This is a genomic window from Amycolatopsis sp. NPDC033938 (assembly GCF_055575975.1).
Window position 1 is genome coordinate 364,533 of record NZ_JBVIRO010000005.1, and the last position, 22,811, is coordinate 387,343.

21 protein-coding genes are annotated in these 22,811 nt (G+C 67.6%); 9 read left to right on the top strand and 12 right to left on the bottom strand.

Annotated elements, in window-relative coordinates:
* The first annotated feature begins 144 nt into the window (after positions 1 to 144).
* Positions 145 to 831, top strand: a complete 687-nt coding sequence (locus ACZ5ZX_RS17480) for a DUF998 domain-containing protein (RefSeq protein WP_465503023.1) — start codon at positions 145 to 147, stop codon at positions 829 to 831.
* Positions 832 to 897: 66 nt separating this feature from the next.
* Positions 898 to 1,530: an AAA family ATPase gene (locus ACZ5ZX_RS17485; RefSeq protein ID WP_465503024.1), complete on the top strand. Its 633-nt coding sequence runs from the start codon at positions 898 to 900 to the stop codon at positions 1,528 to 1,530.
* Between the two features lie 197 nt (positions 1,531 to 1,727).
* On the opposite strand, the gene ACZ5ZX_RS17490 is transcribed toward ACZ5ZX_RS17485, so the two are convergent.
* From ACZ5ZX_RS17490 to ACZ5ZX_RS17510, 5 genes are all read right to left on the bottom strand, one after another.
* Positions 1,728 to 2,882, bottom strand: a complete 1,155-nt coding sequence (locus ACZ5ZX_RS17490) for a 4-hydroxybenzoate 3-monooxygenase (protein ID WP_465503025.1) — start codon at positions 2,880 to 2,882, stop codon at positions 1,728 to 1,730.
* A 69-nt stretch (positions 2,883 to 2,951) separates the two neighbouring features.
* On the bottom strand, positions 2,952 to 3,899 hold the full coding sequence (locus ACZ5ZX_RS17495; protein ID WP_465503026.1) for a DNA polymerase domain-containing protein: 948 nt from the start codon (positions 3,897 to 3,899) through the stop codon (positions 2,952 to 2,954).
* Positions 3,900 to 4,122: 223 nt separating this feature from the next.
* Positions 4,123 to 4,638, bottom strand: coding sequence for a lytic polysaccharide monooxygenase auxiliary activity family 9 protein (locus tag ACZ5ZX_RS17500; protein WP_465503027.1), 516 nt, complete (start codon positions 4,636 to 4,638; stop codon positions 4,123 to 4,125).
* A 228-nt stretch (positions 4,639 to 4,866) separates the two neighbouring features.
* Positions 4,867 to 7,356 (bottom strand): CHAT domain-containing protein, encoded by a 2,490-nt coding sequence (locus ACZ5ZX_RS17505; RefSeq protein ID WP_465503028.1) that lies wholly within the window; start codon positions 7,354 to 7,356, stop codon positions 4,867 to 4,869.
* A 210-nt stretch (positions 7,357 to 7,566) separates the two neighbouring features.
* Entirely contained in the window at positions 7,567 to 7,740 is a 174-nt protein-coding gene (locus ACZ5ZX_RS17510) for a hypothetical protein (protein WP_465503029.1), read from the bottom strand.
* A 370-nt stretch (positions 7,741 to 8,110) separates the two neighbouring features.
* Here ACZ5ZX_RS17510 and ACZ5ZX_RS17515 point away from each other — a divergent pair, with 370 nt between their 5' ends.
* Together ACZ5ZX_RS17515 and ACZ5ZX_RS17520 are read left to right on the top strand one after the other, a co-directional pair.
* Positions 8,111 to 8,737 carry a hypothetical protein gene (locus ACZ5ZX_RS17515; RefSeq protein WP_465503030.1) on the top strand — a complete coding sequence of 209 codons (627 nt, stop codon included), beginning with the start codon at positions 8,111 to 8,113 and terminating at the stop codon, positions 8,735 to 8,737.
* Positions 8,661 to 9,137, top strand: coding sequence for a hypothetical protein (locus ACZ5ZX_RS17520; protein ID WP_465503031.1), 477 nt, complete (start codon positions 8,661 to 8,663; stop codon positions 9,135 to 9,137). The genes ACZ5ZX_RS17515 and ACZ5ZX_RS17520 overlap by 77 nt, the downstream gene beginning before the upstream one ends.
* A 65-nt stretch (positions 9,138 to 9,202) precedes the next feature.
* Here the strand turns inward: ACZ5ZX_RS17520 and ACZ5ZX_RS17525 are convergent, their stop codons facing one another.
* Complete coding sequence (locus ACZ5ZX_RS17525; protein ID WP_465503032.1) at positions 9,203 to 9,661, bottom strand: hypothetical protein; 459 nt, start codon at positions 9,659 to 9,661, stop codon at positions 9,203 to 9,205.
* Positions 9,662 to 9,815: 154 nt separating this feature from the next.
* Here ACZ5ZX_RS17525 and ACZ5ZX_RS17530 point away from each other — a divergent pair, with 154 nt between their 5' ends.
* Entirely contained in the window at positions 9,816 to 10,712 is an 897-nt protein-coding gene (locus ACZ5ZX_RS17530) for an ABC transporter ATP-binding protein (RefSeq protein ID WP_465503033.1), read from the top strand.
* A complete protein-coding gene (locus tag ACZ5ZX_RS17535; protein WP_465503034.1) occupies positions 10,702 to 11,526 on the top strand; it encodes an ABC transporter permease in 825 nt (274 codons plus the stop codon). The genes ACZ5ZX_RS17530 and ACZ5ZX_RS17535 overlap by 11 nt, the downstream gene beginning before the upstream one ends.
* Before the next feature lie 59 nt (positions 11,527 to 11,585).
* On the opposite strand, the gene ACZ5ZX_RS17540 is transcribed toward ACZ5ZX_RS17535, so the two are convergent.
* The 5 genes from ACZ5ZX_RS17540 to ACZ5ZX_RS17560 form a co-directional block, all read right to left on the bottom strand.
* Positions 11,586 to 12,443, bottom strand: coding sequence for an oxidoreductase (locus tag ACZ5ZX_RS17540; RefSeq protein WP_465503035.1), 858 nt, complete (start codon positions 12,441 to 12,443; stop codon positions 11,586 to 11,588).
* An 86-nt stretch (positions 12,444 to 12,529) separates the two neighbouring features.
* Positions 12,530 to 13,213 carry a TetR/AcrR family transcriptional regulator gene (locus ACZ5ZX_RS17545; RefSeq protein ID WP_465503036.1) on the bottom strand — a complete coding sequence of 228 codons (684 nt, stop codon included), beginning with the start codon at positions 13,211 to 13,213 and terminating at the stop codon, positions 12,530 to 12,532.
* 29 nt (positions 13,214 to 13,242) lie between these two features.
* Entirely contained in the window at positions 13,243 to 13,656 is a 414-nt protein-coding gene (locus tag ACZ5ZX_RS17550; protein ID WP_465503037.1) for a PGPGW domain-containing protein, read from the bottom strand.
* 106 nt (positions 13,657 to 13,762) lie between these two features.
* On the bottom strand, positions 13,763 to 14,347 hold the full coding sequence (locus ACZ5ZX_RS17555; RefSeq protein WP_465503038.1) for an FMN reductase: 585 nt from the start codon (positions 14,345 to 14,347) through the stop codon (positions 13,763 to 13,765).
* Positions 14,344 to 15,429: an LLM class flavin-dependent oxidoreductase gene (locus ACZ5ZX_RS17560; RefSeq protein ID WP_465503039.1), complete on the bottom strand. Its 1,086-nt coding sequence runs from the start codon at positions 15,427 to 15,429 to the stop codon at positions 14,344 to 14,346. Before ACZ5ZX_RS17560 ends, ACZ5ZX_RS17555 begins: the two co-directional genes overlap by 4 nt.
* Positions 15,430 to 15,587: 158 nt before the next feature.
* On the opposite strand from ACZ5ZX_RS17560, the gene ACZ5ZX_RS17565 reads away from it, so the two are divergent.
* A complete protein-coding gene (locus ACZ5ZX_RS17565; RefSeq protein WP_465503040.1) occupies positions 15,588 to 17,015 on the top strand; it encodes a glycoside hydrolase family 76 protein in 1,428 nt (475 codons plus the stop codon).
* On the opposite strand, the gene ACZ5ZX_RS17570 is transcribed toward ACZ5ZX_RS17565, so the two are convergent.
* Positions 16,999 to 17,940, bottom strand: coding sequence for a hypothetical protein (locus ACZ5ZX_RS17570; RefSeq protein WP_465503041.1), 942 nt, complete (start codon positions 17,938 to 17,940; stop codon positions 16,999 to 17,001). The two genes, ACZ5ZX_RS17565 and ACZ5ZX_RS17570, sit on opposite strands and share 17 nt — an antisense overlap.
* Before the next feature lie 284 nt (positions 17,941 to 18,224).
* Here ACZ5ZX_RS17570 and ACZ5ZX_RS17575 point away from each other — a divergent pair, with 284 nt between their 5' ends.
* Together ACZ5ZX_RS17575 and ACZ5ZX_RS17580 are read left to right on the top strand one after the other, a co-directional pair.
* Positions 18,225 to 20,276, top strand: coding sequence for a DNA gyrase/topoisomerase IV subunit B (locus ACZ5ZX_RS17575; protein ID WP_465503042.1), 2,052 nt, complete (start codon positions 18,225 to 18,227; stop codon positions 20,274 to 20,276).
* 29 nt (positions 20,277 to 20,305) lie between these two features.
* Entirely contained in the window at positions 20,306 to 22,792 is a 2,487-nt protein-coding gene (locus ACZ5ZX_RS17580; protein WP_465503043.1) for a DNA gyrase/topoisomerase IV subunit A, read from the top strand.
* Positions 22,793 to 22,811: the final 19 nt, after the last annotated feature.

The following is a 22,811-nucleotide window of genomic DNA, read 5'->3' on the forward strand; positions in this document are numbered from 1 at the left end:
GGACCACTCGCGCCGGTGGTCCGGTCGCCTTCAAGTCGGCCAATTCGATAACACACGGTCTCAACGTCGTCACGAACCGTCATTTTCCGTGTTCGCGTGGGTGATACTCCCAAGTAGCGAAACGCACTGAGCACGGAGGCGGCCATGAGCCCGAGAACGGTGTCCGACAACCTGGTCCACAACTACCTGTTCTTGCGGCGTGCCATAGGTTTCCTCGGCGTCGGACTGCCTTTCGTGCTGATGTTCGGGAAAATGTTCGTCGACGGCGGCGGGCTGCTGAACTCGATCAGCGGGTACTACTACTCGGGAATGCGCGACGTCTGGGTCGGCACCATGTTCGCCATCGGCGTCTTCCTCTTGTCCTACCGGGGTTACGGCCGGATCGACGACATCGCCGGGAACATCGCGGCGGTGGCCGCGGTCGGGGTGGCCCTCTTCCCCACCACCCCGGCGCACGGCGATCGCACGGACGAGCTCATCGGCATGCTGCACCTCGGCTTCGCGGCGGTCTTCTTCCTCACCCTGGCGTTCTTCTGCATCGTGTTGTTCACCAAATCGGACAAGGCGATCCCCGGCCCCCGCAAACCCGAGCGGAACCGCCTGTACGTCACCTCGGGCGTGATCATGCTGGTGTGCCTGGCGCTGATCGTGCTCTGCGGCCTGTTCTTCGACGAGGAGACCAGGGCGCTCTACCCGGCGCTCTGGCTGGAGTCGGCCGCGATCCTCGCGTTCGGCTTCGCCTGGCTCACCAAAGGCGGGACGCTGCTGCCCGACAAGCCGGCGGCCGTTTCCGGGGCGCCGACCACGCCCGCCCCACTGCCGGAGGCCTGACCTGGGCATCAACCGAGTACCCGAAGGTAAAGGAACCTTTGCCATCGGCCGGGTCGTTGTCGCCTTATGACTGAGCGCATCGCACTCCAGCTCGGCCGCCGCGACCTCCTGGTGGTCGCGGGGATTCCAGGGGCGGGCAAGACGACGCTGCTGTCCAGGGCGGCGACCGGCGCGATGCCGGTGCTCGACTCCGACCAGGTCCGCGGCAGGCTCCGCGCGCGACTGCCCTCGGCGTTGCCGTACCGGTTCTACCGGCCGCTCGTCCACTCGTGGCACCGGGCCCGCGTCGCCGGGTTCGCGCTGGCGGACGGCGGCCCGCTGGTCGTGCACGAGCCGTCGACCCGGGCGACGACGCGCGGGCTGCTGGCCCTGCTCGGCCTGCTGAGCCGCCGCCCGGTCCGGTTGCTGTGGCTCGACGTGACGCCGGAGGAGGCCCGCGCGGGCCAAGTCGCGCGCGGGCGCGTCATCCGGCGGCACTCGTTCGCCCGCCACGTCAAAAGGGCCGAGAAGCTGCGCCGTGCCCTGCGTGACGGCTGGGTGCCGGCGGGCTGGCAGAGCGCGCGGATGGTGACCCGCGAGGTGAGCGGGGCACTGCGGTTCGTCACCGAGGAAGAACCCGTGAGAGGCGCGCGGCCCTCAGGCGACGTCCGGCTCGTCCCCGTCGAGCGGGCGGCCGCACCCGCAGTGCGCGCAGGTTGAGTGTTCCCGCCGTCCTGGCTCGGGCTCCTCCGCGGGAACGGGCCGGTTCGGCTGCCTGGACGAGTTCCATGGCGCCCAGCGGATGCGTACCGGCATCGTCGTCCGTCCTTCCACTCGGCGAAGGGACTCTCTACCGAGATACGGACCTGGTGATCCGCCGGTTCATCCAAGTCGCGAGAAAGACCCTCACCGGCTGCTCAGATTCCCACGTAGTTCTCGGCGAAGAAGTCCTGATGGGCCCGGGAAACCCGCAGGCTTTCCAGCCGCGCGTCCCGCAGCGCGCGCTGGAACAAGGCCTCGTCGCCGTATCCGGGCGGACTGTGCAACAGGTTGATCATCCAGTGCGAGAACTCCTGCGCCCGCCAGATGCGCGGCAAGCAGTCCGCGGAATAGCGCTCGAGCGCCGTCGTATCGCCCTTCTTGTGTGCGGCGATCAGCGCACCGGCGAGAATCTCGGCCTCCATCAGCGCGAGGTTCGCGCCCTTCGCCGCCGAAGGGCTGATCAGGCTCGCCGCGTCACCCACGAGGAACAGCTTCGCCCGCTGGATCGTGTCCATCACCCGCGATCCCAGGTCCACGATCCGGCGTTCGATGACGCGGCCGCGTTTCAGCTCGCCGTACTGCCCGGCGCCCATCCGCACGTGCAGCTCTTCCCAGATCCGCTCGTCCGGCCACGCTTCCGGATCTTCACCGCGCGGGACTTCGAGGTAGTAACGCGTCACCGTCGACGTCCTCGCCATATGTCCGGCGAACCCGCGTTCGTGGATCGCGTAACCGATCGCGGACATACTCGGCGGCGCTTCGGCGAGGATCGCGAGCCAGGAGATTTCGTGGTCTCGCCGGAAGATCCGCGCGGGCACCGACCTCCGCGAGACACCGTGCTGACCGTCGCAGCCGGCGATGTACTCGGCGCGCAAGAGAAGATCATCCGCGATGACGGTGGCCTCCGTGCCCGACACCGAAGACACCTCGGTCCCGAACCTGATCTCCCCGCCCCGCGCGAGGAATTCCGCGATCAGGTCGGTGACCAGGAACTGCTGCGGATAAACGGTGTGCACCTCACCCGTGCCGAGTTCGCTGTACTTGAGCTCGAATTCCGCCTGTTCGGTACGGAAGGCGCAGGTGTCGTGCCGCGCACCGGCGCGGAGAAGGCCGTCGGCGAGACCGTTCTCGGTGAGCACACGGACACTGTTCGCGGCCAGAAACCCCGCCCTTGCCCGGTTTTCGACATGCTCCCGGCTTTGCCGCTCCAGGATCAGGCAGTCGATTCCGGCCGCGCGCAACAGGTTTCCCAGCACGAGCCCCGCCGGACCCGCACCGGCGATCAGGACGTCAGCATCGATCTTTCCCACGAAAGCCCCCAGTACCTCCGCCACCCCAGGTGGTCCACGGTACACAAAAGGCCTTCACGCGGTGGGCTTTCAACCCTTCTGGGCACGCAGCCGGGCCCGGCGTTTCCCTTCGTGCATCGCCACGACCCTGGCGACCGGAATCGTGTGCCCCTGCTCGACCAGATCGGCGGGCAGCGTCTGCGGTTCGGGCATCGACTCGGCCCACGGATCCTTGCCGCCCACAAGGGCGGGCGCGGTGTACACGGTGAAATCGGCGGGGACGACGTTCTCCAAGTCGTCCCAAGCCACCGGGAACGACACCGGCATCCCCGGCCGCAACCGCGGGCTGTACGCCGCCGCGACGGTGTTGCCGCCCGCCCGCGTCGAATCGAGGTACACCTTGCCTTCGCGGTCTTCCACGATGTACGCGGTCGTCGCGACCGACGGATCGACCGCCTCCGCGCGGGCGGCGAGCGCACGGGTCGCGGCCGCGACGTCGTCGAAGCCCTGCCCCGGCACCAGCGGGACGAAGATGTGCACTCCCTTGGAACCACTGGTCTTCACCGCCCCGGCGAGACCGGAATCGGAAAGGGCCTGCCGCACCAGCCCGGCGGCCTTCACGACGTGCGCGAAGTCGTCGCCGGCGGGTGGGTCGAGGTCGAGGACGAGATGGGTCGGGCCCGTGTCGTCGCCCGCGCGCATCAACGTCGGGTGGTATTCGACGGCGCGCTGGTTCGCGAACCACAGCAGCGTGCGACGGTCGTCGCACAGCGCGTACGACACCTGCCGCTTCGAGGTCTCCGCCCACATCCCGTACCGCTTCACCCAGTCCGGCGTGTACTTGGGCAGGTTCTTCTGCATGAACGGGTCCTGCCCGCGCAGGACGCGGATCACCGACAGCGGGCGGTTCTCCAGCACCGGGAGGATGCGGTCGGCGACGGCGTCCAGGTAGTCCACCAGGTCGCGTTTGGTCGCGCCCTCGAACAACGCCTGGTCGAGGTTGGTCAGCTTGACCCCGTCGCGTTCGTCATCGCTCATGGGGTGAGCGTGGCACAAAAAGCCTCGTGAGTGGTAAAGACGGTTCTCTTGACGGGTAAGCCAAAGGTGGCGTGTCCGTGAAGGCCTCCTTCCCTACGCTCAAGGTAAGGAAGGAGGCCTTCACGGACATTCCTGGCTTGGGCATCGCGGGTGGAGGCGGCTGGGTTGGTCGTGAGTGGCGTTTCGGGTTCTAACCCGAATCGCCACTCACGAGACCCACTCATTAACTGATGTTGGCGTCGATACAGGCGTAAAACGCGTTCGCCGTGTCGTAGACGTTCCAGCGGGCGAGGATCTTGTGCCGCCCGCTCTGCTGCAGGTTCACACTGTGTGTGACCGTGGCGCCCGGCTGCGCGCCGTTGTCGTTGATGGTCGCGACCTTGGCGCCGTCGACGAAGTACTCCCAGGTGCTGGTGCGGTGGCGAGCCGTCAGCGTCCACCGGAACGAGGTGGTGCGGCCGAGGGAATGCACCTTCCAGCCTTTGCTGTCGTCGTTGAGATCCGCGAACCGGCCGACACCGCCGTTACAGCTCATGAGCCCCTTGGGGCCCTCGACACTTTGCGGTTCCCATTTGATGTCACCACAGGAAACGGTGCCCTGCGCGCATTGCGCCTGCCTGCTCGCGGGTGAGGAAACGTAGCCGTGGGCACTGGCTGTTCCCGCCGGGATCGCGACCAGCGCGGCAGGCACCATCGCCGCACCTGCCGCCAGGGTCAGAAGCCTTCGTTTGAAGCTCATGCATACCCCTTTCGACACCCACCGTTGACCCGGTGGCAGAACCGTCTTGGAACCAGAGGTTCTGGGGCCACAGCGAGCGAAAACCAATGACGGTTGGGACCACATCCGCCGAAGCGCCGAGCGGGCGAATGTGGTCTAGACCATAATTGGTTCAGACGACTTGGTCAAGAGTAACCAACCGGTCGCGTCGACCCGTGAAGATCGAACAGAGGTTGTCAAGCCGGACGTTCAGCCCGCACCCAAACAGACGAACGGTCGCCGGAACGGGTCAACCGCGATGGTGTCCGCGAGCGCCGTCGCCGGTCCGGCACCTTCGGCGAGCCCGCGGTGGTAGTCGTCCATCGCCGCGGCGGCGGCCTCGTCACCGACTCGGCTCAACGGCGCGATCACCGTCCGCGAACCGCTCGCGAGCAGCGCGCTGGCGAAACCGAGGACTTCGTCGCCGGGCCGGATCCGGTTCAGCGCGAGTTCGCACGCCGCGAAGACCACCTGCGACGGCGGCTGCGCGAGTCCGGCCATCTCGTACGCGAAGAGTGCCCCGTCGGCCATTTGCAGCCGGGAGAACAAGGCGTTCTCGGGCTCGTGCGCGCCGTGCGCGGCGATGTGCGCTAGCTTCGCGCCGTCCAGCGCGCGCAGCACCGACTTCACCGTCGCGTCGGCGCCGGCCAGCGTACGCGCGGTCCGATAATGCGTCGCGAGTTTGTCCAGCTCACCCCTGTTCCCGACCAGCCCTGGCCCGCGAACGAGGACGACCTTCCGCGCGGGTGCCGCCGTCGATCGCTCCGCCCCCAGCCACGCCGTCGCCGAAGGTGCGACGACGATCGGCCGCGACCGCAGTGACGGCAGCACCCCCCACGGGACGGCGTACAGCGATCCGGTCGGCACGACGACCAGGCCCCGGTCCCCGAGCAGCGCGGCCAGCGGCCGGATCAGCTGGGCATCGAGCCGTTCGGCCTGCTTACGCGCAGACCCGAGCACCGACCGCACCAGTGGCGACGGCAGCTGATCCGGGGCGAGCGCGTCGAGGTCGACGTTCAGCATCCGCGCGGATTCCGCCGCCAGCGCCGCCGAACCGAGCCGCACCAGTTCGCACCGCCCACCCGCGACGACCACCGCCACCAGGTCGTCTCCGGAGTAGGCGAAACTCACCAGCGCGCGTTCGCCGAGTTCGTCGGCGACCTCGGCGAGCCGCGCGATCGGCCTCGGCCTGCCCCAGCGCCCGGTGTGCCATCCGAGCCGATGCGCCTCACGCAACCGCTCGGCGTGTTTCGCGCGCAAGGCCGCCGTGGGATGCCCGTCGTGCTGCGCCTGGTGGATCGCCTGATCCAGACCACGGACCTCCCCGACCCGCTCGGCGAGATCCGGATCGGTCGCCGCGACAGGTTCGTAGCGGTAACTTTGCGCGCGTGTCCGCTCCGTCCAGGCGAACAACCGGGCCGCGTCGGCGCGTTCGAGCACGATCTTGATCGCCAGATCCGCCAGCTCCTGGCCGTGCAAGGCCGTCCCGGACACCAATTCGAGGCCGCCCATCCGGTCACGGACCCGGTCGAGTTCGGTCAGCCCGGCGCGGATCTCGGCCAGCGCCTTGGTCTTGTCCCCCTCGGCGACCGCGAGTTCCGCGCGGCAGAGCCGGCGCAACATCCGATAGTCGACGGAAGTCAACCGTCCCGGCCGCGGAATCCGCGACAGCAGCTCGGCGGCGCGTTTACGCTTCCCCTTCCGCAGCTCGACCCGGACGGCCAGCATGCGCGCGAGCGCGGCCTGATCGGCGAGCCTCGGCATCGGCATCCGGTTCGCCGCGCGCAGCGCACGGGCGGTCAGGGTGAGCGGGATTGCGTTGGTGCGCAAGGCCTCCCGCACGTCGGCCCGAAGACCGACGATGGTCGCGTTGGCGACGCAGGTCTGACAACCCCAGCGGAGCATCCTGCGTCGCGCGGAGGCGGCATGGCCGCGAGCGAGTTCGAGATCGTCACTCATCAGCGCGGCGGAAGCCCGGAGAAGCTCGGCGCCTGCCAGGTCCCTGGCGACACTCCGTTGCTCCAGCATCCAAGGGAGTACTTCGTCGAGATGATTTCCCGCCTCGTCCGCGAGTCCCGCGGCGAGCAGAGCCCTTGCCTGTTCCTGCTTGAGGAGCGGAGGAGTCGTCATCTCCAGCTCCTGATAAATCCGCTCGCTTTCTTCGTGCACACGAAGCGCCGCGGGGATGTTCCCGACGTGCTGCTCAAGGATCCCCAGATGACGTCTCACTTCAGCGCCTTGCACGCGCAACCCGTTCGAGTCCGCGATCTTGATGCCTTCGGAAAGGTCGGCCCGTGCCCGGGCGACTTCACCCAGCCGGGTAAACGCGAGGCCACGTGTCGCCAACGTGTTCAAGAAGGCGTCGAGCAGTGGGAGCGGATCAGTGGCCGCCGCCAATCCCGCCTTCTTGTGCTGGAGCGACGCGTCGAAAAAGGCGATGCTCTCTTCGTTGCGCCCGGCCGACATGAGCAAAAGAGCGTAGTTGTGGTCGAGCCTGCCGCTCAGGTCTGTCTTCAGCCACGGGTCCGAGACCTCTTCGAGCAGGGTCCTGACCTCATCAAGCCCCGCGAGGCCTGCCGAAACCGCGCCACTGGTCTCAGAACCCACGGTCGCGATGGTCGAAGCCAGCCGGATTCTGGCGACCAGCCAATCGTCCCCGTGCTCCGGCGCCACGGGTTGGATCGATTCGAGCAGCGCCATACCGCGGCGAAGCAGCTGAATCCCCTCGCGCTGACGAGCCGAACAAGCCGCCTCGAGTCCGGCTTGATGCAGGTCACGCGCTTTGCGAATGACCTCGAGTTGGCCGAGCCTGGTAACAACCACTGATCTATGAGAGCACAGTCCGTATTCGAAAGAAGCCCGCCCGCCGGGCGACCCCGGCGGGCGGGCGGCTTTCACGCACTTCGCGCCTCAGTGAGCCGGTGGCGGGGTCTGAGCGCAGCCGCCGGTGCACTCCAGCAGCCGGTCGCGATAGTGCTCGCAATCCGGGCTGTGTTCGTGTTGTGGCAGGCCGGGCTTGGCCGGAGCCGGGTCGACCGGCTCCTCCTCACCGATGGGATCCTTGACGTCCGTAGGCGTCGACATATGACGATCTCCTCCCCTGATGATCATTGTTTTGTCGTGCCGGGCGACCCCATCGCACCGGGTCCCCTCCATTCGCAGGCCCTCTTCCCGCGAATGGGGCAATAGTGCCACAACGGAGCAGTGATCGGGAGTGTTTACCTACACTGAGTCATCTCAGGCATCCGAAAGAGGGACGCTTCGTTAGCGAGCCTCACGACTTGCTCCGGATGGTCCTACTCGGCCAGCCGCCACGCCGATTCGCGACGAACTCCACTGCGCCATCCGGCCTAAGATCCAAAAATTCTTGTGACACAAGGGTTTCCGGGCATGAAGCCGGGGGCATCCACGGTCTGTCGGGGGATTTACCGGCAAATATCCGGAGGAGATAACGATGCCAACGTGGTTGGTCATCATCATCGTCATCGCCGCGGTCCTGGTGGTGGGAGCGGCCGCCTGGTTCGTCATCGCGGCGCAACGCAAGCGACGATTGCGAGAGACGTTCGGGCCCGAGTACGACCGGGCCGTCAAGGAACACGAGAACCCACGGGAAGCGGAACGCGATCTTTCGTCGCGGATGAAACGTCATTCGGATCTCGACATCCGTCCCCTGCCGTCGTCCACAAAGGATCGTTACGCCCAGGAATGGGCGCTGATCCAGGAACAGTTCGTCGATCGCCCGTCCGGCGCCGTCGTCGAAGCGGACCGGGTATTGGTCTCACTGATGGCCGAGCGCGGTTACCCGACCGAAGGGTACGACCAGCAGCTCGCGGATCTGTCGGTCCGGCACGCGAACACGGTGCGGCACTACCGCGCCGGACACGACACGCTGGAACGCCATCGGGACTCCGAAATGTCCACAGAGGACATGCGTGAAGCGATGAAGCACTACCGCGTGGTGTTCGAAGATCTGTTGACCGACGGTGACGAAGGAGCGGATAGCCATGGAAAGCAGGCCTCTGGGAACCGAGGGAACGGAACCGCGGACGGAGGATCGGCTCGACGAGGATCGGACCGCTGACGGTTTCGACCGAACCGCCGCGGACACCGAAGGCCGCGACTCCGGGCACACCTTGAGCACCGAGGATCTGGTGGCCGCCGAACCCGAGTCCACCACGGAGTCCGCCGTCACAGAAGAGTCCTCTGAGGACGGTGAGCACACCCTTTTCGACGACTCCGACGTGACGCGGTTCCGGGAAAGCTGGCAGGGCATCCAGACGGCCTTCGTGGACGACCCGCAGCGGGCCGTCAAGGAAGCCGACGAACTGGTCGCCGTCGTGATCCAGAATCTGGCCACCACGTTCGCCGACCACAAGAAGGAACTGGAATCCGCCTGGAGCCAGGGTGAACCGGCCACCGAGGACCTCCGGATCGCATTGCGCCGCTACCGGTCGTTCTTCAACCAGTTGCTCAGGGCGTAATCCACCAGTCCGTGAAGGCCTCCTTCCCTACCCTCAAAGTAGGGAAGGAGGCCTTCACGGACTGCTCAGGCGCCGGTGGTCGACCCCGGCCGCACGATCATCAGCACCGTCACCACGGCCCAGAGCAGATTGAACATCCCGGTGTACATCGCCACGCGCCCGGCCGTCAGCGGTTCCGACGGCGGCTCGGCGTCCAGCGCGGCGAGGATCGCGTTCTGTCCCGGCAGCACCAGCAACGCCAGCACACCGGCGGCCGCGGCGGTGAGGACGATCGACACGATGACCCACACGTCGCCGAAGACCCGCATACTGCCCGCCGTCGCCAGCCCGAAGAACGGCACCGCGAGACCGACGACGGCGTAGACCCGGCAGATCCGGTGCAACGCCCGCAGCACGGAGAGACCGGAACCCGGTTCGGCGAACGCGCGGCGGGCGGCCGCCGGGAACATGCTCGCCGCGACCGTGACCGGTCCGATCGCGATGACGGCGGCGAGGACATGAAGGATCAAGAGGACTTTCGACACGTCGCCGAGCCTAAGATCGTCAACCGCTCTTCCGGTACCGGTGTTTTCGACAGATATCACAGGATTCCGGCCATCGGCTACGTCCGGCGACGTACGCCGAGAGTCGCCTGTGAGCGGATGTGGTGCGGCCTCGCCGCGGACACCATTGGTCACCATGACCATTCCCGTGGACACAGACGAACTCACCAAACGGTACGGCGAACACCTCGCCGTCGACCGGATGAAGCTGACCGTGCTGCCCGGCGAGATCTACGGCTTCCTCGGCCCGAACGGCGCCGGCAAGACCACGACGTTGCGGATGTTGCTGGGACTCGTTCGGCCGACGTCCGGCGATGTGCGGCTGTTCGGGCGGCCGCCCGGCGATCTCGACGGCGTCGGCGCGCTGATCGAATCGCCCGGCTTCTACCCGTATCTGTCCGGTTCGGACAATCTCAAGGTGCTGGCCCGGTACAGCGGAACGGATCCGCTCCGGGTCGGCGAAGTACTCGCGCTGGTCGATCTCGCCGATCGCGGGAAAGACCGGTATTCGACCTACTCCCTCGGCATGAAACAGCGGCTCGGTGTCGCGGCGGCGTTGCTGAAGGATCCGCGGCTGCTGATCCTCGACGAGCCGACCAACGGACTCGACCCGGCCGGAATGGCCGACATGCGCGTGCTGATCCGGCGGCTCGGCGCGGAGGGTTGCACCGTACTGCTGTCGAGCCATCTGCTGGGCGAGGTCCAGCAGATCTGCGACCGCGTCGGCGTCGTGTCGCACGGGCGGCTGGTCGCGGAGAACACGGTCGCCGAACTCCGCGGCGGCACGGTGCTGCACATCGAGGCCGACGAGATCACTCGCGCCGCCGAGCTGGCGAAGCGCTGGATCGGTGGCGAGAACGTACGAACGAGCGGGACCGGTCTCGACCTGACCGTCGACCCGGAGCGCGCGTCGTGGCTGAACCGCGAACTCGTCACGGAAGGGATCGCGGTGCGCGAACTGCATGTCCGCGAACGGGATCTGGAACAGGTTTTCTTCGAGCTCACCGGAGAGGTGGCGGACCATGTGGGGTAGCTGCACCGCCGAGCTGGCGAAACTCGTCCGGCGACCGGCGAACTGGTTCATGCTGGGGATCGCGGTCGTGCTCGGGCTGACGTTCACTTACCTGCTGCCACTGGCGGGCGCGGCGGGCTCGTCGAGCGGGGCGCCCGGTACGGATCGCGGGCTGGCCTCGACCATGCCGTCGAACCTGGTCGGCAACTCGATCGGCGGGCTTCCGGTGTTCCTCGGGGCGATCCTGCTCGTGATCGGGGTACTGGCCGTCGGCACCGAATATGGCTGGAGCACATGGAAGACCGTGCTGACACAGGGTCCATCGCGAATGACCGTCTACAGTGGAAAGTTGTTCGCGCTGGCCGTCGCGACGCTGACCGTCGTGCTGACGAGTTTCGCGACCGGTGCGGTCACGAGCGCGCTCATCGCGTCCGCCGAAGGCGAGCCGATGGACTGGCCGACGCTCGGCTCGCTAGTCACCGGGATCGGCGCCGGCTGGCTGATCGCGATGACCTGGGCGGTACTCGGCGCGGCGCTCGCCATCGCGATGCGCGGGGTGGCGCTGCCGATCGGGCTCGGTCTGGTGTGGCTGCTCGTGGTCCAGAACCTGCTGTTCGGGGTCGCGGCCCCGCTGCTGGACTGGGTCGGCACGCTCCAGCTGGCCCTCCCCGGGGCCAACGCGGGTTCGCTGGCCGCGTCGCTCGGCGCGTCGGGTGCGACGCCAGGGGTGGGGGAACTCGTCAGCATCCCCCAGGCGACGCTGGTGGTGGCCGGGTACCTGGTGGCCTTCGCCGTTCTCGGCGGCTGGCTGCTGCGGCGCCGGGATGTCCTCTGAATGCGCGTGAAGGCCCCCTTCCCTCGGCTGAGCCGAGGGAAGGGGGCCTTCACGCGGGATCAGGCGAGGGCGTCGAGGTCCGCGATGACGTCCTTGGGCAGTTCCAGCTCCGCGGCGGCGATGTTCTCGCGCAGGTGCGACAGCGACGACGTGCCGGGGATCAGCAGGATGTTCGGCGACCGCTGGAGCAGCCACGCGAGCGCGACCTGCATCGGCGTCGCGTCGACGCGGCGGGCGCAGTCGTCGAGCACGCCGGACTGCAGCGGGGTGAACCCGCCGAGCGGGAAGTACGGCACGAACGGGACGCTGATGGCCGCGAGGGCGTCGAGCAGCCCGTCGTTGGCACGCTGCGCGACGTTGTACTCGTTCTGCACGCAGACGACCGGCGCGATGGCGCGGGCTTCCTTGACCTGCTCCGCCGAGACGTGGCTCAGGCCGAGGTGCCGGATCAGGCCCTGCTGTCGCAACTCGGCGAGGACCTCGAAAGGCTCCGTGATCGAAACCGGGATCGGGAAGACGCCGTGCTCCCCCGCGAGCCGCAGGTTGACGACGTCGAGCACGTCGACGCCTAGGTTGCGCAGGTTGTCGTGGACCGCGGAGGTGAGTTCCTCCCGCGAGAGCGCCGAAGGCCAGCCCTTGTCCGGAGTCCGCTTCGCCCCGACCTTCGTGACGATGTGCAGGTTCTCCGGGTACGGGTGCAGCGCCTCGCGGATCAGCTCGTTGACCGTGTGCGGACCGTAGAAGTCGCTGGTGTCGATGTGGGTCACGCCCAGCTCGACAGCTTCGCGAAGGACGGCGATCGCGGTTTCGCGGTCACTCGGCGGCCCCCAGATGCCGGGGCCGGACAGCCGCATGGCGCCGTAGCCCATCCGGCTCACGGTGAGATCGCCGAGAGTGAGGGTGCCGCCTGGGCTCATGATCGCTCCTTGTGCAAGTGGGTTGCGCTCACCTTAGGCAGGTCCGGCCACTCCGGCGCGGGCAGGAAGGGAGCAAGGGACCTTTGCTATCGCCCGAGGCTCTGACCAGCGCGAACAACCAGGCCGACCAGCTGATTGGCCAGCCCTTCGGTCAGCCCGTCGACGAACATCTCGCGGCCCGCGGGTGCTCCCCGCTCAGCCAGAACCGTCGCCACTGCCTCACCCGGGTTCGCGTAGGGCCACAGACCCGCGACGAGGATGAAGACGGCCTTCGCGAAGTGCCCGGCCGCCTCGGCGTCCAACGGGACCTGGGCGCGGACGACCTCGGCGAGCCGTTCGGTCCGCTCGGCGGCCCGGCTCTTGAACGTCCGCGCGGTCTCCACGGAGATGTTGCGTTCGAGCACGGCGGCCATCGTGCTGATCAGCTCGCACAGCAGCCGCTGCCGCGAGATCGACGTCGCTATGACGGTCGCGACGCGCACTTCGCGCTCGCAACCAGCCTTCGCGTCACGGGGAGCGACTAGCTCGCCTTCAAGCTCGTCGAGCCACGCGACCCAGATCGCGTCGAGGACTTCCAGGAAGATCGCCTCACGGCTGTCGAAGTACCGCAGCACGTTCGACTTCGCCAGGCCGACGCGTTCGCTCAGCTCTCGCAGGCTGATCCGGGAAACCGGCCGCTCGGCCAGGAGTTCGCGCGCCGCCCCGAGGATCGCCGTGCGCCGGGCCTCCACCTGTTCCGGCCGCCGGGCGCGCTGGAAGTCGGGGGCCACGCGCCGCACGCTACCAGACCACCCGGCTGTTATTCGGTCTTCGCGGCCCGCCGGTCGTGCACCCTCTTGTAGCTCCAGATCAGCAGCGCGAACAGGATGAGCCCGGACAGGATCAGGCTCGAACCGGTGCTCCAGCCGCCGAGCGGCAGCCCGGGCACCAGCCACCAGACGACCCCCGCCGCCAGCAGGCACAGCCCGGCCAGCACCGAACCGGCGATGCGCAGCGGCGAGGAAACGCTGTCCTCGGCCGCCTTCATCGCCCTGTCCCGGATCGGATCGACGTACTTCTCCACCACCGGGAACTCCGACGCCAGCACGAGCAGCCCCGCGAGCACGAGCAACAGGCCCGGCCCTGGCAGCACGAGCAGCGCGATGCCGACCAGCAGGAGAATGCCGCCCGCGACCAGGATCAGCACCTGCTTCACGGGTTTTCCGATGCCCACCGTTTTCTCCTCGCCGTCGTCTTCCTCCTCGATTGTGCCGGTCGGACGGGAAACGCGCTGGTCCGGCCGGTCCCGACCCGCGGAAGCGATAGCAAAGGTCCCTTGCTCATTCCCCCGCGCGCAGCAGCTGCTCGAAAGGTACGAACCCGCTGGTCGGAGCCGCCGCCGTGCCCTCCGAGGACAGCCGGGAGGCGAACTCCCGCCCCGCCCGCGAAGCCCGCGCGTCGAGATCTCCCGGAGACGCCCAGTCCGACGAAGCCGCGTACACCGCCGTCGCGACGGGCTCGGCGCGTAGGTAGGCGAAGAGCGGACGTAGCGCGAAGTCGAGCACCAGCGAGTGCCGTTCGGTCCCGCCGGTGGCGCCGATCAGCACCGGCTTCCCGTCGAGCGCCTTCGGGTCCAGCACGTCGAAGAACGATTTGAACAGCCCGCTGTACGACGCGGTGAACACCGGTGTGACGGCGATCAGACCGTCCGCGGCGGTCACCGTGTCGATGGCCGCACGCAGCGCCGGGGAAGGAAACCCGGTCAGCATGTTCTTCGTGACGTCGAGGGCCAGGTCGCGGAGCTCGATCACCTCGATCTTCACCTCCGGCAGCGCGGAAGAAACCGCCGCGGCCAGTTTGTCCGCGAGCAGCCTCGTCGAAGACGGCTGACTCAACCCCGCGGTCACGACAGCGATCGTGGTCATGCGGTCACCGCCGAAGAAGCCTCGACAAGCGAAGCGTGCGTAGGCGCCTCAGGAACATGAGCCGGACGAAGCGAGTCGAGTTCCTTGCGCAGCACCGGGATCACGTGCTCGCCCAACAGGTCGAGCTGCTCCAGCACGGTCTTCAGCGGCAGCCCCGCGTGGTCCATCAGGAACAGCTGGCGCTGGTAGTCGCCGAAGTGCTCGCGGAAGGTCAGCGTCTTGTCGATCACCTCTTGCGGGCTGCCGACGGTCAGCGGTGTCTGCTCGGTGAACTCCTCCAGCGACGGGCCGTGGCCGTACACCGGCGCGTTGTCGAAGTACGGCCGGAACTCCCGCACCGCGTCCTGCGACTTCGGCCGCAGGAACACCTGGCCGCCGAGGCCGACGATGGCCTGGTCCGCCTTGCCGTGCCCGTAGTGCTCGTACCGCTCGCGGTACAGCTCGATCAACGCCTGGAAGTGCTCCTTCGGCCAGAAGATGTGGTTCGCGAAGAACCCGTCGCCGTAGTAAGCGGCCTGTTCCGCGATCTCCGGGCTGCGGATGGAACCGTGCCAGACGAACGGCGGCACGCCGTCGAGCGGACGCGGGGTCGAGGTGAACTCCTGCAGCGGCGTCCGGAACTTGCCGGACCAGCTGACCACGTCCTCGCGCCACAACCGGTGCAGCAGGTGGTAGTTCTCGATGGCCAGCGGGATGCCCTGCCGGATGTCCTGCCCGAACCACGGGTACACCGGTCCGGTGTTGCCGCGGCCCATCATCAGGTCGACCCGTCCGTCGGCGAGATGCTGCAGCATCGCGAAGTCCTCGGCGATCTTCACCGGGTCGTTCGTGGTGATCAGCGTCGTCGACGTGGAAAGAACGAGTTTCGACGTCCGCGCGGCGATGTAGCCGAGCATCGTCGTCGGCGACGACGGCACGAAGGGCGGGTTGTGGTGCTCGCCGGTGGCGAACACGTCCAGGCCGACCTCTTCGGCCTTGAGCGCGATCCGCACCATCGCCTTGACGCGCTCGTGCTCGCTGGGCGCCTTTCCGGTGGTCGGGTCGGTCGTCACATCGCCCACCGTGAAGATTCCGAACTGCATGACCTGCTCCCTAGTCACCGGGTTATCGTTGCTTGAGCGTTCAACCTTACGCGCGGAAGAGATATTCCCCGCCGCCGCCCCGCTGGTCCAGACCTTCGACGCGAGCCGAACGAGTGACTTGGGCGGACGCTGAGGTGAGCGCCCTCACACTCGAAGCCATGTGGCTCACTTCCCTGCTTGTGACAACGTTGACATTGGCACTCTCCCCCGCCACTCCCACCACTCCGGCCCCCTCCGTCACAGCGACCATCTGCGCGAAGTACTGCGACGGCCGCGATCCCGCGGTCGCCGTCGGCGACAGAAGACCCGGCACGGCGACGGTCTGGGGCCGCGCCCTCACCCTGCACCTCTCCGACGGTGACGACATGGGCTGGGGCAGCATCGAAAACGGCGATCCCGGCGACGAAGTCTGGCTCGACCGCTCCTTCGACGGCGGCCGCACCTGGGCCGGTGACAGCCGGATCGGCGACACGAAGATCCCGGCGGGCCACCGCGGCTGGCGGACACTGATGTTCAACGTCGACGACCCCGCCGCCCACCGGTTCGGCGCGCTCCGCGCCTGCGGGAAGGCGGGAAACCGGCCGGAAATCGCCTGCACGCCGTGGTTCCGCACCACCGTCGCCGCGGGCGACCGCTCCGAAGCGGCGGCCACCGCGTTGATGCAGTTCTACGACAACGGCACCGGGCTCTGGCAGACCACCGGCTGGTGGAACTCGGCGAACGCGCTCACCGCGATCCTCGACTACAGCGCCCGCACCGGCTCGCAGAACTACCGCTACGCGATCGGGAACACCTTCGACCGCAACCGCGGTAACGACTTCACGAACGAATACATCGACGACACCGGCTGGTGGGCGCTCGCCTGGATCCGGGCCTACGACCTGACCAAGGACCGCCGCTACCTCGACACCGCCGTCATCGCGGCGAACTACATGTACTCCTACCGCGACGGCACCTGCGGTGGCGGTCTGTGGTGGTCGACGGCGCGCACGTACAAGAACGCGGTCACCAACGAGTTGTACGTCAAGGTCGCCGCGTCACTGCACAACCGCCTCCCCGGAGACACGGTCCAGCTCGCGAGGGCCCGTGAGGTCTGGGACTGGTTCGAGAACAGCGGCATGATCAACGGGAGCGGGCTCGTCAACGACGGGCTGAACTCCTCGTGCGCCAACAACGGCGACGCCGTGTGGAGCTACAACCAGGGCATCGTCCTCGGCGCGCTGGTCGAGCTGAACCGCGAGACCGGTGACGCCGCGCTGCTCACGAGGGCCCGTCAGCTCGCCGACGCCTCCACCACGGCACCGTCGCTGCATTCCGGCGGGATCCTGCGCGACCCGTGCGAATCCGGCGACTGCGGCGCGGACGGCCCGTCGTTCAAGGGCGCGTACGCCCGCAACCTCGGCGAACTGGACCGGGCGCTCGCGGGCAGGCCGTACCGCGCTTACCTGACCCGCCAAGCGAATTCGACCATCGCGAACAACCGCACCTCGCTCGATCAGCACGGCCTGCGCTGGGCCGGTCCGGTCGACCGGGTCGACGCGGCCCGTCAGCACAGCGCGCTGGAGGTCCTCACGGCAGCCCTCTGATCACCGGCGTCGGGACGTGCAGCCAGGCGAGGACCTCGGTCTCCTTTTCCTGCACGAGCACCTGCCGGTAGCTCATCGTGTCGAGACCGGGGCCACCCTGGTCCTGGACGTCCTCGTGGAACCGGTCCGAGACGAGTACGACGACGGGCGACTCGTCCGGCGCCTCGGCGAGCGCGTCACGCAGCACTCGCGAGTCGAGCAACCGGGCGAGCAGCACCTTCGGCCGCCCCGTCACGCCGTACTCGTCGAGCGTGACCTCTCCGGCGTGGATCGCGACGCGCACCCGGATCCGCAGCGCCGGATCGGTGACCACGTTGTATTTGGCCAGCTCCGCCGCCAGTTGCGAAAGCAGCGGGAGCAGCAGCCGGAACTTCGGGAAATGCGGCGGGACGACGACGATCATCCCGTCGCCGGTATCCCGTTTCAGGCACATGTTCCAGGAGATCCCGCTGGCCTCGAAGGCGTTGGCCAGCAGGCCGAAGAGCATCCGCCGCACCTGGACGAAGATGTCGCTGCTGCGCCCGACCTGGCCGAATCCGGCGATGTCGATCGAGAACAGCCCGCAGTGCATGCCGGATTCGACCCAGACCGTCCGCTGCGGGTAGAGGATCTTCTTCCGCAGCAGGGCGAGGTGGACGCAGGACACGGTGATCAACAGGATCGTGCCGAAGAACCACGAGAGGGCCATGGCCGTCCCGACGTCGCCCTCTGTTTCCCCGGTCGCGAGCAGCCAGATCAGCCCGAAGGAGGCCATGCCGTAGATCAGCACGTACAGCAACACGAAGGTGCGGCGCAGCCGAATCGCCGCGTGCACGAACGGCAAGGGCGCGAGCAGCCCGAGTGACGCGATGACCACCACGAAATACCAAAGACTCACCACGCGCTGTGCGGTCGACGCGCGCGTGGGACCGACTCCGACGGTCACTTCCCGATTCCCCCTGCCGCCCCCAGCAGTGTGACATCGGAAACCATAACGCCTCACCAGGTGACTGTCAGGAGCAGGACCAGGGTAAAAGCGACGGTCTTCACGGACGGTCGCGAAAGGGCGACTCCGGATGACAGGGCGTGGCCACGAACAGGTGTTCGCCACACCGAGGGCGCTGGAGAAGACGAACTGTCGGGGCCGCCGGATATCCTCCAGTACGGTGTCGCGTTGAACGCCACCTCCACGAGCAAGTTCGCGAGCCACGACTCCAGGAGAAAGACCCAGTGACTGCTGAGACCCTGTACGGGGCCGACGACCTGACGCATCTCGAGGGTCTGGAAGCGGTCCGCAAGCGCCCCGGGATGTACATCGGCTCCACCGACAGCCGCGGTATCAACCACCTGTTCTCCGAGGTCGTGGACAACTCGACCGACGAAGGTGTGGCGGGTCACGCCACGAAGATCGTGGTCACCCTGCACGCCGACGGCAGTGTCCAGGTCGACGACGACGGCCGCGGCATCCCCACCGGCACGCACGCCAAATCCGGTTTGTCCGGTGTCGAGCTGGTGCTGACGAGGCTGCACGCCGGCGGCAAGTTCGGCGGCTCGGGCTACAAGACCTCCGGCGGTCTGCACGGCGTCGGCGCTTCGGCGGTGAACGCGCTGTCGCACCGCTTCGACGTCACCGTGAAGCAGAACGGCAAGGTCCACCAGATGTCGTTCGCGCACGGCGTCCCCGGCGTGTTCGACGGGCCCGGCCCGAAGGCGAAGTTCACCCGCAAGTCCGGGCTGAACATCACCGGGAAGATGAAGCGCGGCGAACGCAGCGGCACGTCGATCCGGTACTGGTACGACTCGCGCTACTTCGAGACGGGCTCCTCGCTCGACGTCGAAGGCGTCCGCACGAAGATGCGCAACACCGCCTTCCTGGTCCCAGGCGTCACGTACGTACTGCGCACCGCTGTCGACGACTCGATCAGCGAAGAGACCTTCCACTTCCCCAACGGCCTGTCCGACATGGTCGACTTCCTTTCCCCCGCTGGCGAAAAACCCGTCTGCGGCACGCTCTTCATCACCGGTGAAGGCACGTACAAGGAGAACGCGGCCGACGCCAACGGGGTCATGCAGTCCAATGTGGTGCGTCAAGCGGAGATCGAGGTCGCGCTCCGCTGGGGCACCGGCTACGAGCGGACGGTGGAGTGCTTCACCAACACCATCCGCAACGTGCACGGCGGCACGCATCGCCGCGGTTTCGACCGCGCGGTGCTGAAAGCCTTGCAGGACGCCATTTCCAAAACCCGCGGGCTGCTGAAGCCCAAGGAGGACATGCCGACCGTCGAGGACGTGCTCGAAGGTATGACGGCGGTCGTGCACGTCCGGCTGCCGGAGCCGCAGTTCACGTCGCAGACCAAGGACGAGCTGTCCACCGCCGGGATCACCCGGGTCATCCAGGGCATCGTCGACAAGCACATCCGCGCCTGGACCGAAGAGCGCAAGACCAAATCCGAGGCCAAGGTCGTCCTGCAGAAGGTGGTCGACGCGTCACGCGTCCGGCTCACCCAGAAGCAGCAGAAGGACGCGGCCCGGCGCAAGACCGCGCTCGAAGGCGCGGCCATGCCGCCGAAACTGGTCGACTGCCGCACCACCGGCGTCTCCCGCAGTGAACTGTTCCTCGTCGAGGGTGACAGCGCGCTCGGTTCGGCTCGGATGGCGCGCGTGTCGGAGTACCAGGCACTGCTTCCCCTGCGAGGCAAGATCCTCAACGTCCAGAAGGCGTCGCTCGGTGACACGCTGAAGAACGCCGAGATCGCCTCGATCGTGCAGGTGCTCGGCGCCGGCAGCGGACGCACCTTCGACCTGTCGACCATGCGTTACGGCCGGGTGATCCTGATGGCCGACGCGGATGTCGACGGTTCGCATATCCGGACGCTGCTGATCACCCTGTTCGCCAAGTACATGCGGCCGGTGATCGAGGACGGCAGGCTCTACGCCGCGATGCCGCCGCTGCACAAACTGGTCACCAAGGGCCGGAACCCGGAAACCCACTTCACCTTCTCCCAGAAGGAGATGGAGACCAAGTACGCGGCGCTGGAACGCGCGGGCAAGCAGATCGTCACGCCGGTGCCCCGGTTCAAGGGTCTCGGTGAGATGGACGCCGACGAACTGTGGGACACCACGATGAACCCGGCCACCCGCTCGGTCCGCCGCATCACCCTCGACGACGTCGAAGCCGCGGAGAACGCGCTGGAACTGTTGATGGGCGAGAAGGTCGAACCGCGCCGCAACTGGCTGGTCGAATCCTCCGACCGGGTCGACCGCGAAGCCATCGACGCCTGATTTCGTTGCTATTCAAGGAGCTTTGAGCAATGGCACGCCGTAAGGGCACCACCACCAAGGTCGACCCCACCGCGTTCGACCAGCCCGGCGCGAACGTCTTCGACAACTCGCTGAAGACGGAGATCGAGGATTCGTACCTGGAGTACGCCTACTCGGTCATCCACTCGCGGGCGCTCCCGGACGCGCGGGACGGGCTGAAGCCGGTGCACCGCCGGATCATGTACTCGATGAACGAGAACGGCTACCGGCCGACGCACGCGTACGTGAAGTCGTCCCGCGTGGTCGGCGACGTGATGGGCAAGTACCACCCGCACGGCGACACGGCGATCTACGACGCCATGGTCCGGCTGGCGCAGGACTTCTCGCTCAACGTCCCGCTGGTCGACGGGCACGGCAACTTCGGCTCGCCCGACGACGGCCCGGCCGCCTCCCGGTACACCGAGGCGCGGCTCTCGCCCGAGGCGATGCTGCTGGTCGGCGAACTCGGCGAGGACACCGTCGATTTCCGGCCCAACTACGACGGTTCGCTCGAAGAGCCGACGGTGCTGCCTGCCGCCTTCCCGAACCTGCTGGTCAACGGCACGTCCGGGATCGCGGTCGGGATGGCGACCAACATGATCCCGCACAACCTCACCGAGGTCATCGGCGCCGCGCGGTGGCTGATCAACCATCCGAACGCCACGCTCGACAAGCTGATGGAGTTCGTCCCCGGCCCCGACCTGCCCACCGGCGGTTCGCTGCTCGGGCTGGACGAGGTCCGCCGTGCCTACGAGACCGGCCGCGGAGTGGTGCGCATGCGCGCCAGCGCCGAGACCGGACCGCTGGAAGGCAGCCGCGGCCGCCAGGCGATCACCGTCACCGAGCTGCCGTACGGCGTCGGCCCGGAGAAGGTGATCGAGAAGATCACCGACGAGGTCAACAAGTCCAAGCGGCTCACCGGCATCGCCGACGTCAAGGACCTCACCGACCGCGAGAACGGCACGCGGCTGGTCATCGAGTGCAAGGTCGGCGTGAACCCGCAGGCGCTGCTGGCGGATCTGTACCGGCTGACCCCGCTGGAGCAGTCCTTCGGCATCAACAACCTGGTGCTGGTGGACGGGCAGCCGCAGACGCTGGGGCTCAAGGCGCTGCTGGAGGTCTTCCTCAGCCACCGCTACGAGGTCGTCACCCGCCGCACGCGCTACCGCCGCCGCAAGCGCGAAGAGCGCCTGCACCTGGTCGACGGTCTGCTGATCGCCTTGCTCAACATCGACAAGGTGATCAAACTGATCCGCGAGAGCGAGAACGCCGCGGCCGCGAAGGACGGCCTGATGAAGCGGTTCAAGCTCTCGGAGATCCAGGCGACCTACATCCTGGACACCCCGCTGCGGCGGCTCACGAAGTACGACCGGATCGAACTCGAGGCCGAGCAGGACAAGCTGCGCGAGGAGATCGCCGAGCTGTCGAAGATCCTCGACGACGAGTCGGTGCTGAAGAAGGTCGTCTCGGCCGAACTGGCCAAGGTCGCCAAGGACCACCCCACCGAACGCCGCACCGCGCTGATCGACGGTGATCTCAAAGAGGTCCTCGCCGCGTCGAAGCCGTCGGGTCCGCTGGAGGTCGCCGACGACCCGTGCCAGGTGATCCTGTCGGCCACCGGGCTGGTCGCGCGGACGGCGGCGGAATCGGAGGAGGCGTCGGAAGTGCGGCGCCGCAACGGCCGCGTCAAACACGACTCGGTGTCCGCCGTCGTGCACTCGACCGCACGCGGTCAGGTGCTGCTGGTGACCAACCGCGGCCGCGCGTTCAAGACCGATGTCCTGCCGCTGCCGGTGTTGCCCGAGCAGGCGGGCACTGTGTCGCTTCGCGGCGGAATGGCCGCGAAGGAACTCGTGCCGCTGGAGAAGGGTGAGCGCGTCATCGGGCTGGCCCCGCTCGGCGAGCAGGCTGCCGGCTCCCCCGGTCTCGCACTCGGTACGAAACTCGGCGTGGTGAAGGTGTGCTCGCCGGAATGGCCGGTCCGCTCGGATGAGTTCGACGTGATCAGCCTGAAGGACGGCGACGAGGTCGTCGGCGCCACCTGGCTCACCGACGGCGAGGAGACACTGGCGTTCCTGTCGTCCGAAGCGTCGCTGCTGCGCTACCCCGCTTCGCTGGTGCGGCCGCAGGGCCTCAAGGGCGGCGGTATGGCCGGGATCGCCGTGCGCGGAGAGGCGGAAGTGGTCTTCTTCGGCGCCGTCCGTACGGATGACGCCGAGCACGGCGAGCCGATGGTCGTCACCGCGACAGGCTTGAGTGTGAAGGTGACACCGTTCAGCGAGTACCCGGCGAAGGGCCGCGCGACCGGCGGTGTCCGGGCACAGCGGTTCCTGAAGGGCGAAACGCGGCTGGCCGTCGGCTGGATCGGCCCGCGTCCGGCCGGTGCCGCCCGCAACGGCGACCCGGTGGAACTGCCCGAGATCGACGTCCGGCGCGACGGCTCCGGCCACGCGCACCCGGGTCCGGAGGTCGTCGGCCACCTGATCGAACGCAGCTGACCCCCGCTCCCGCGAGCTG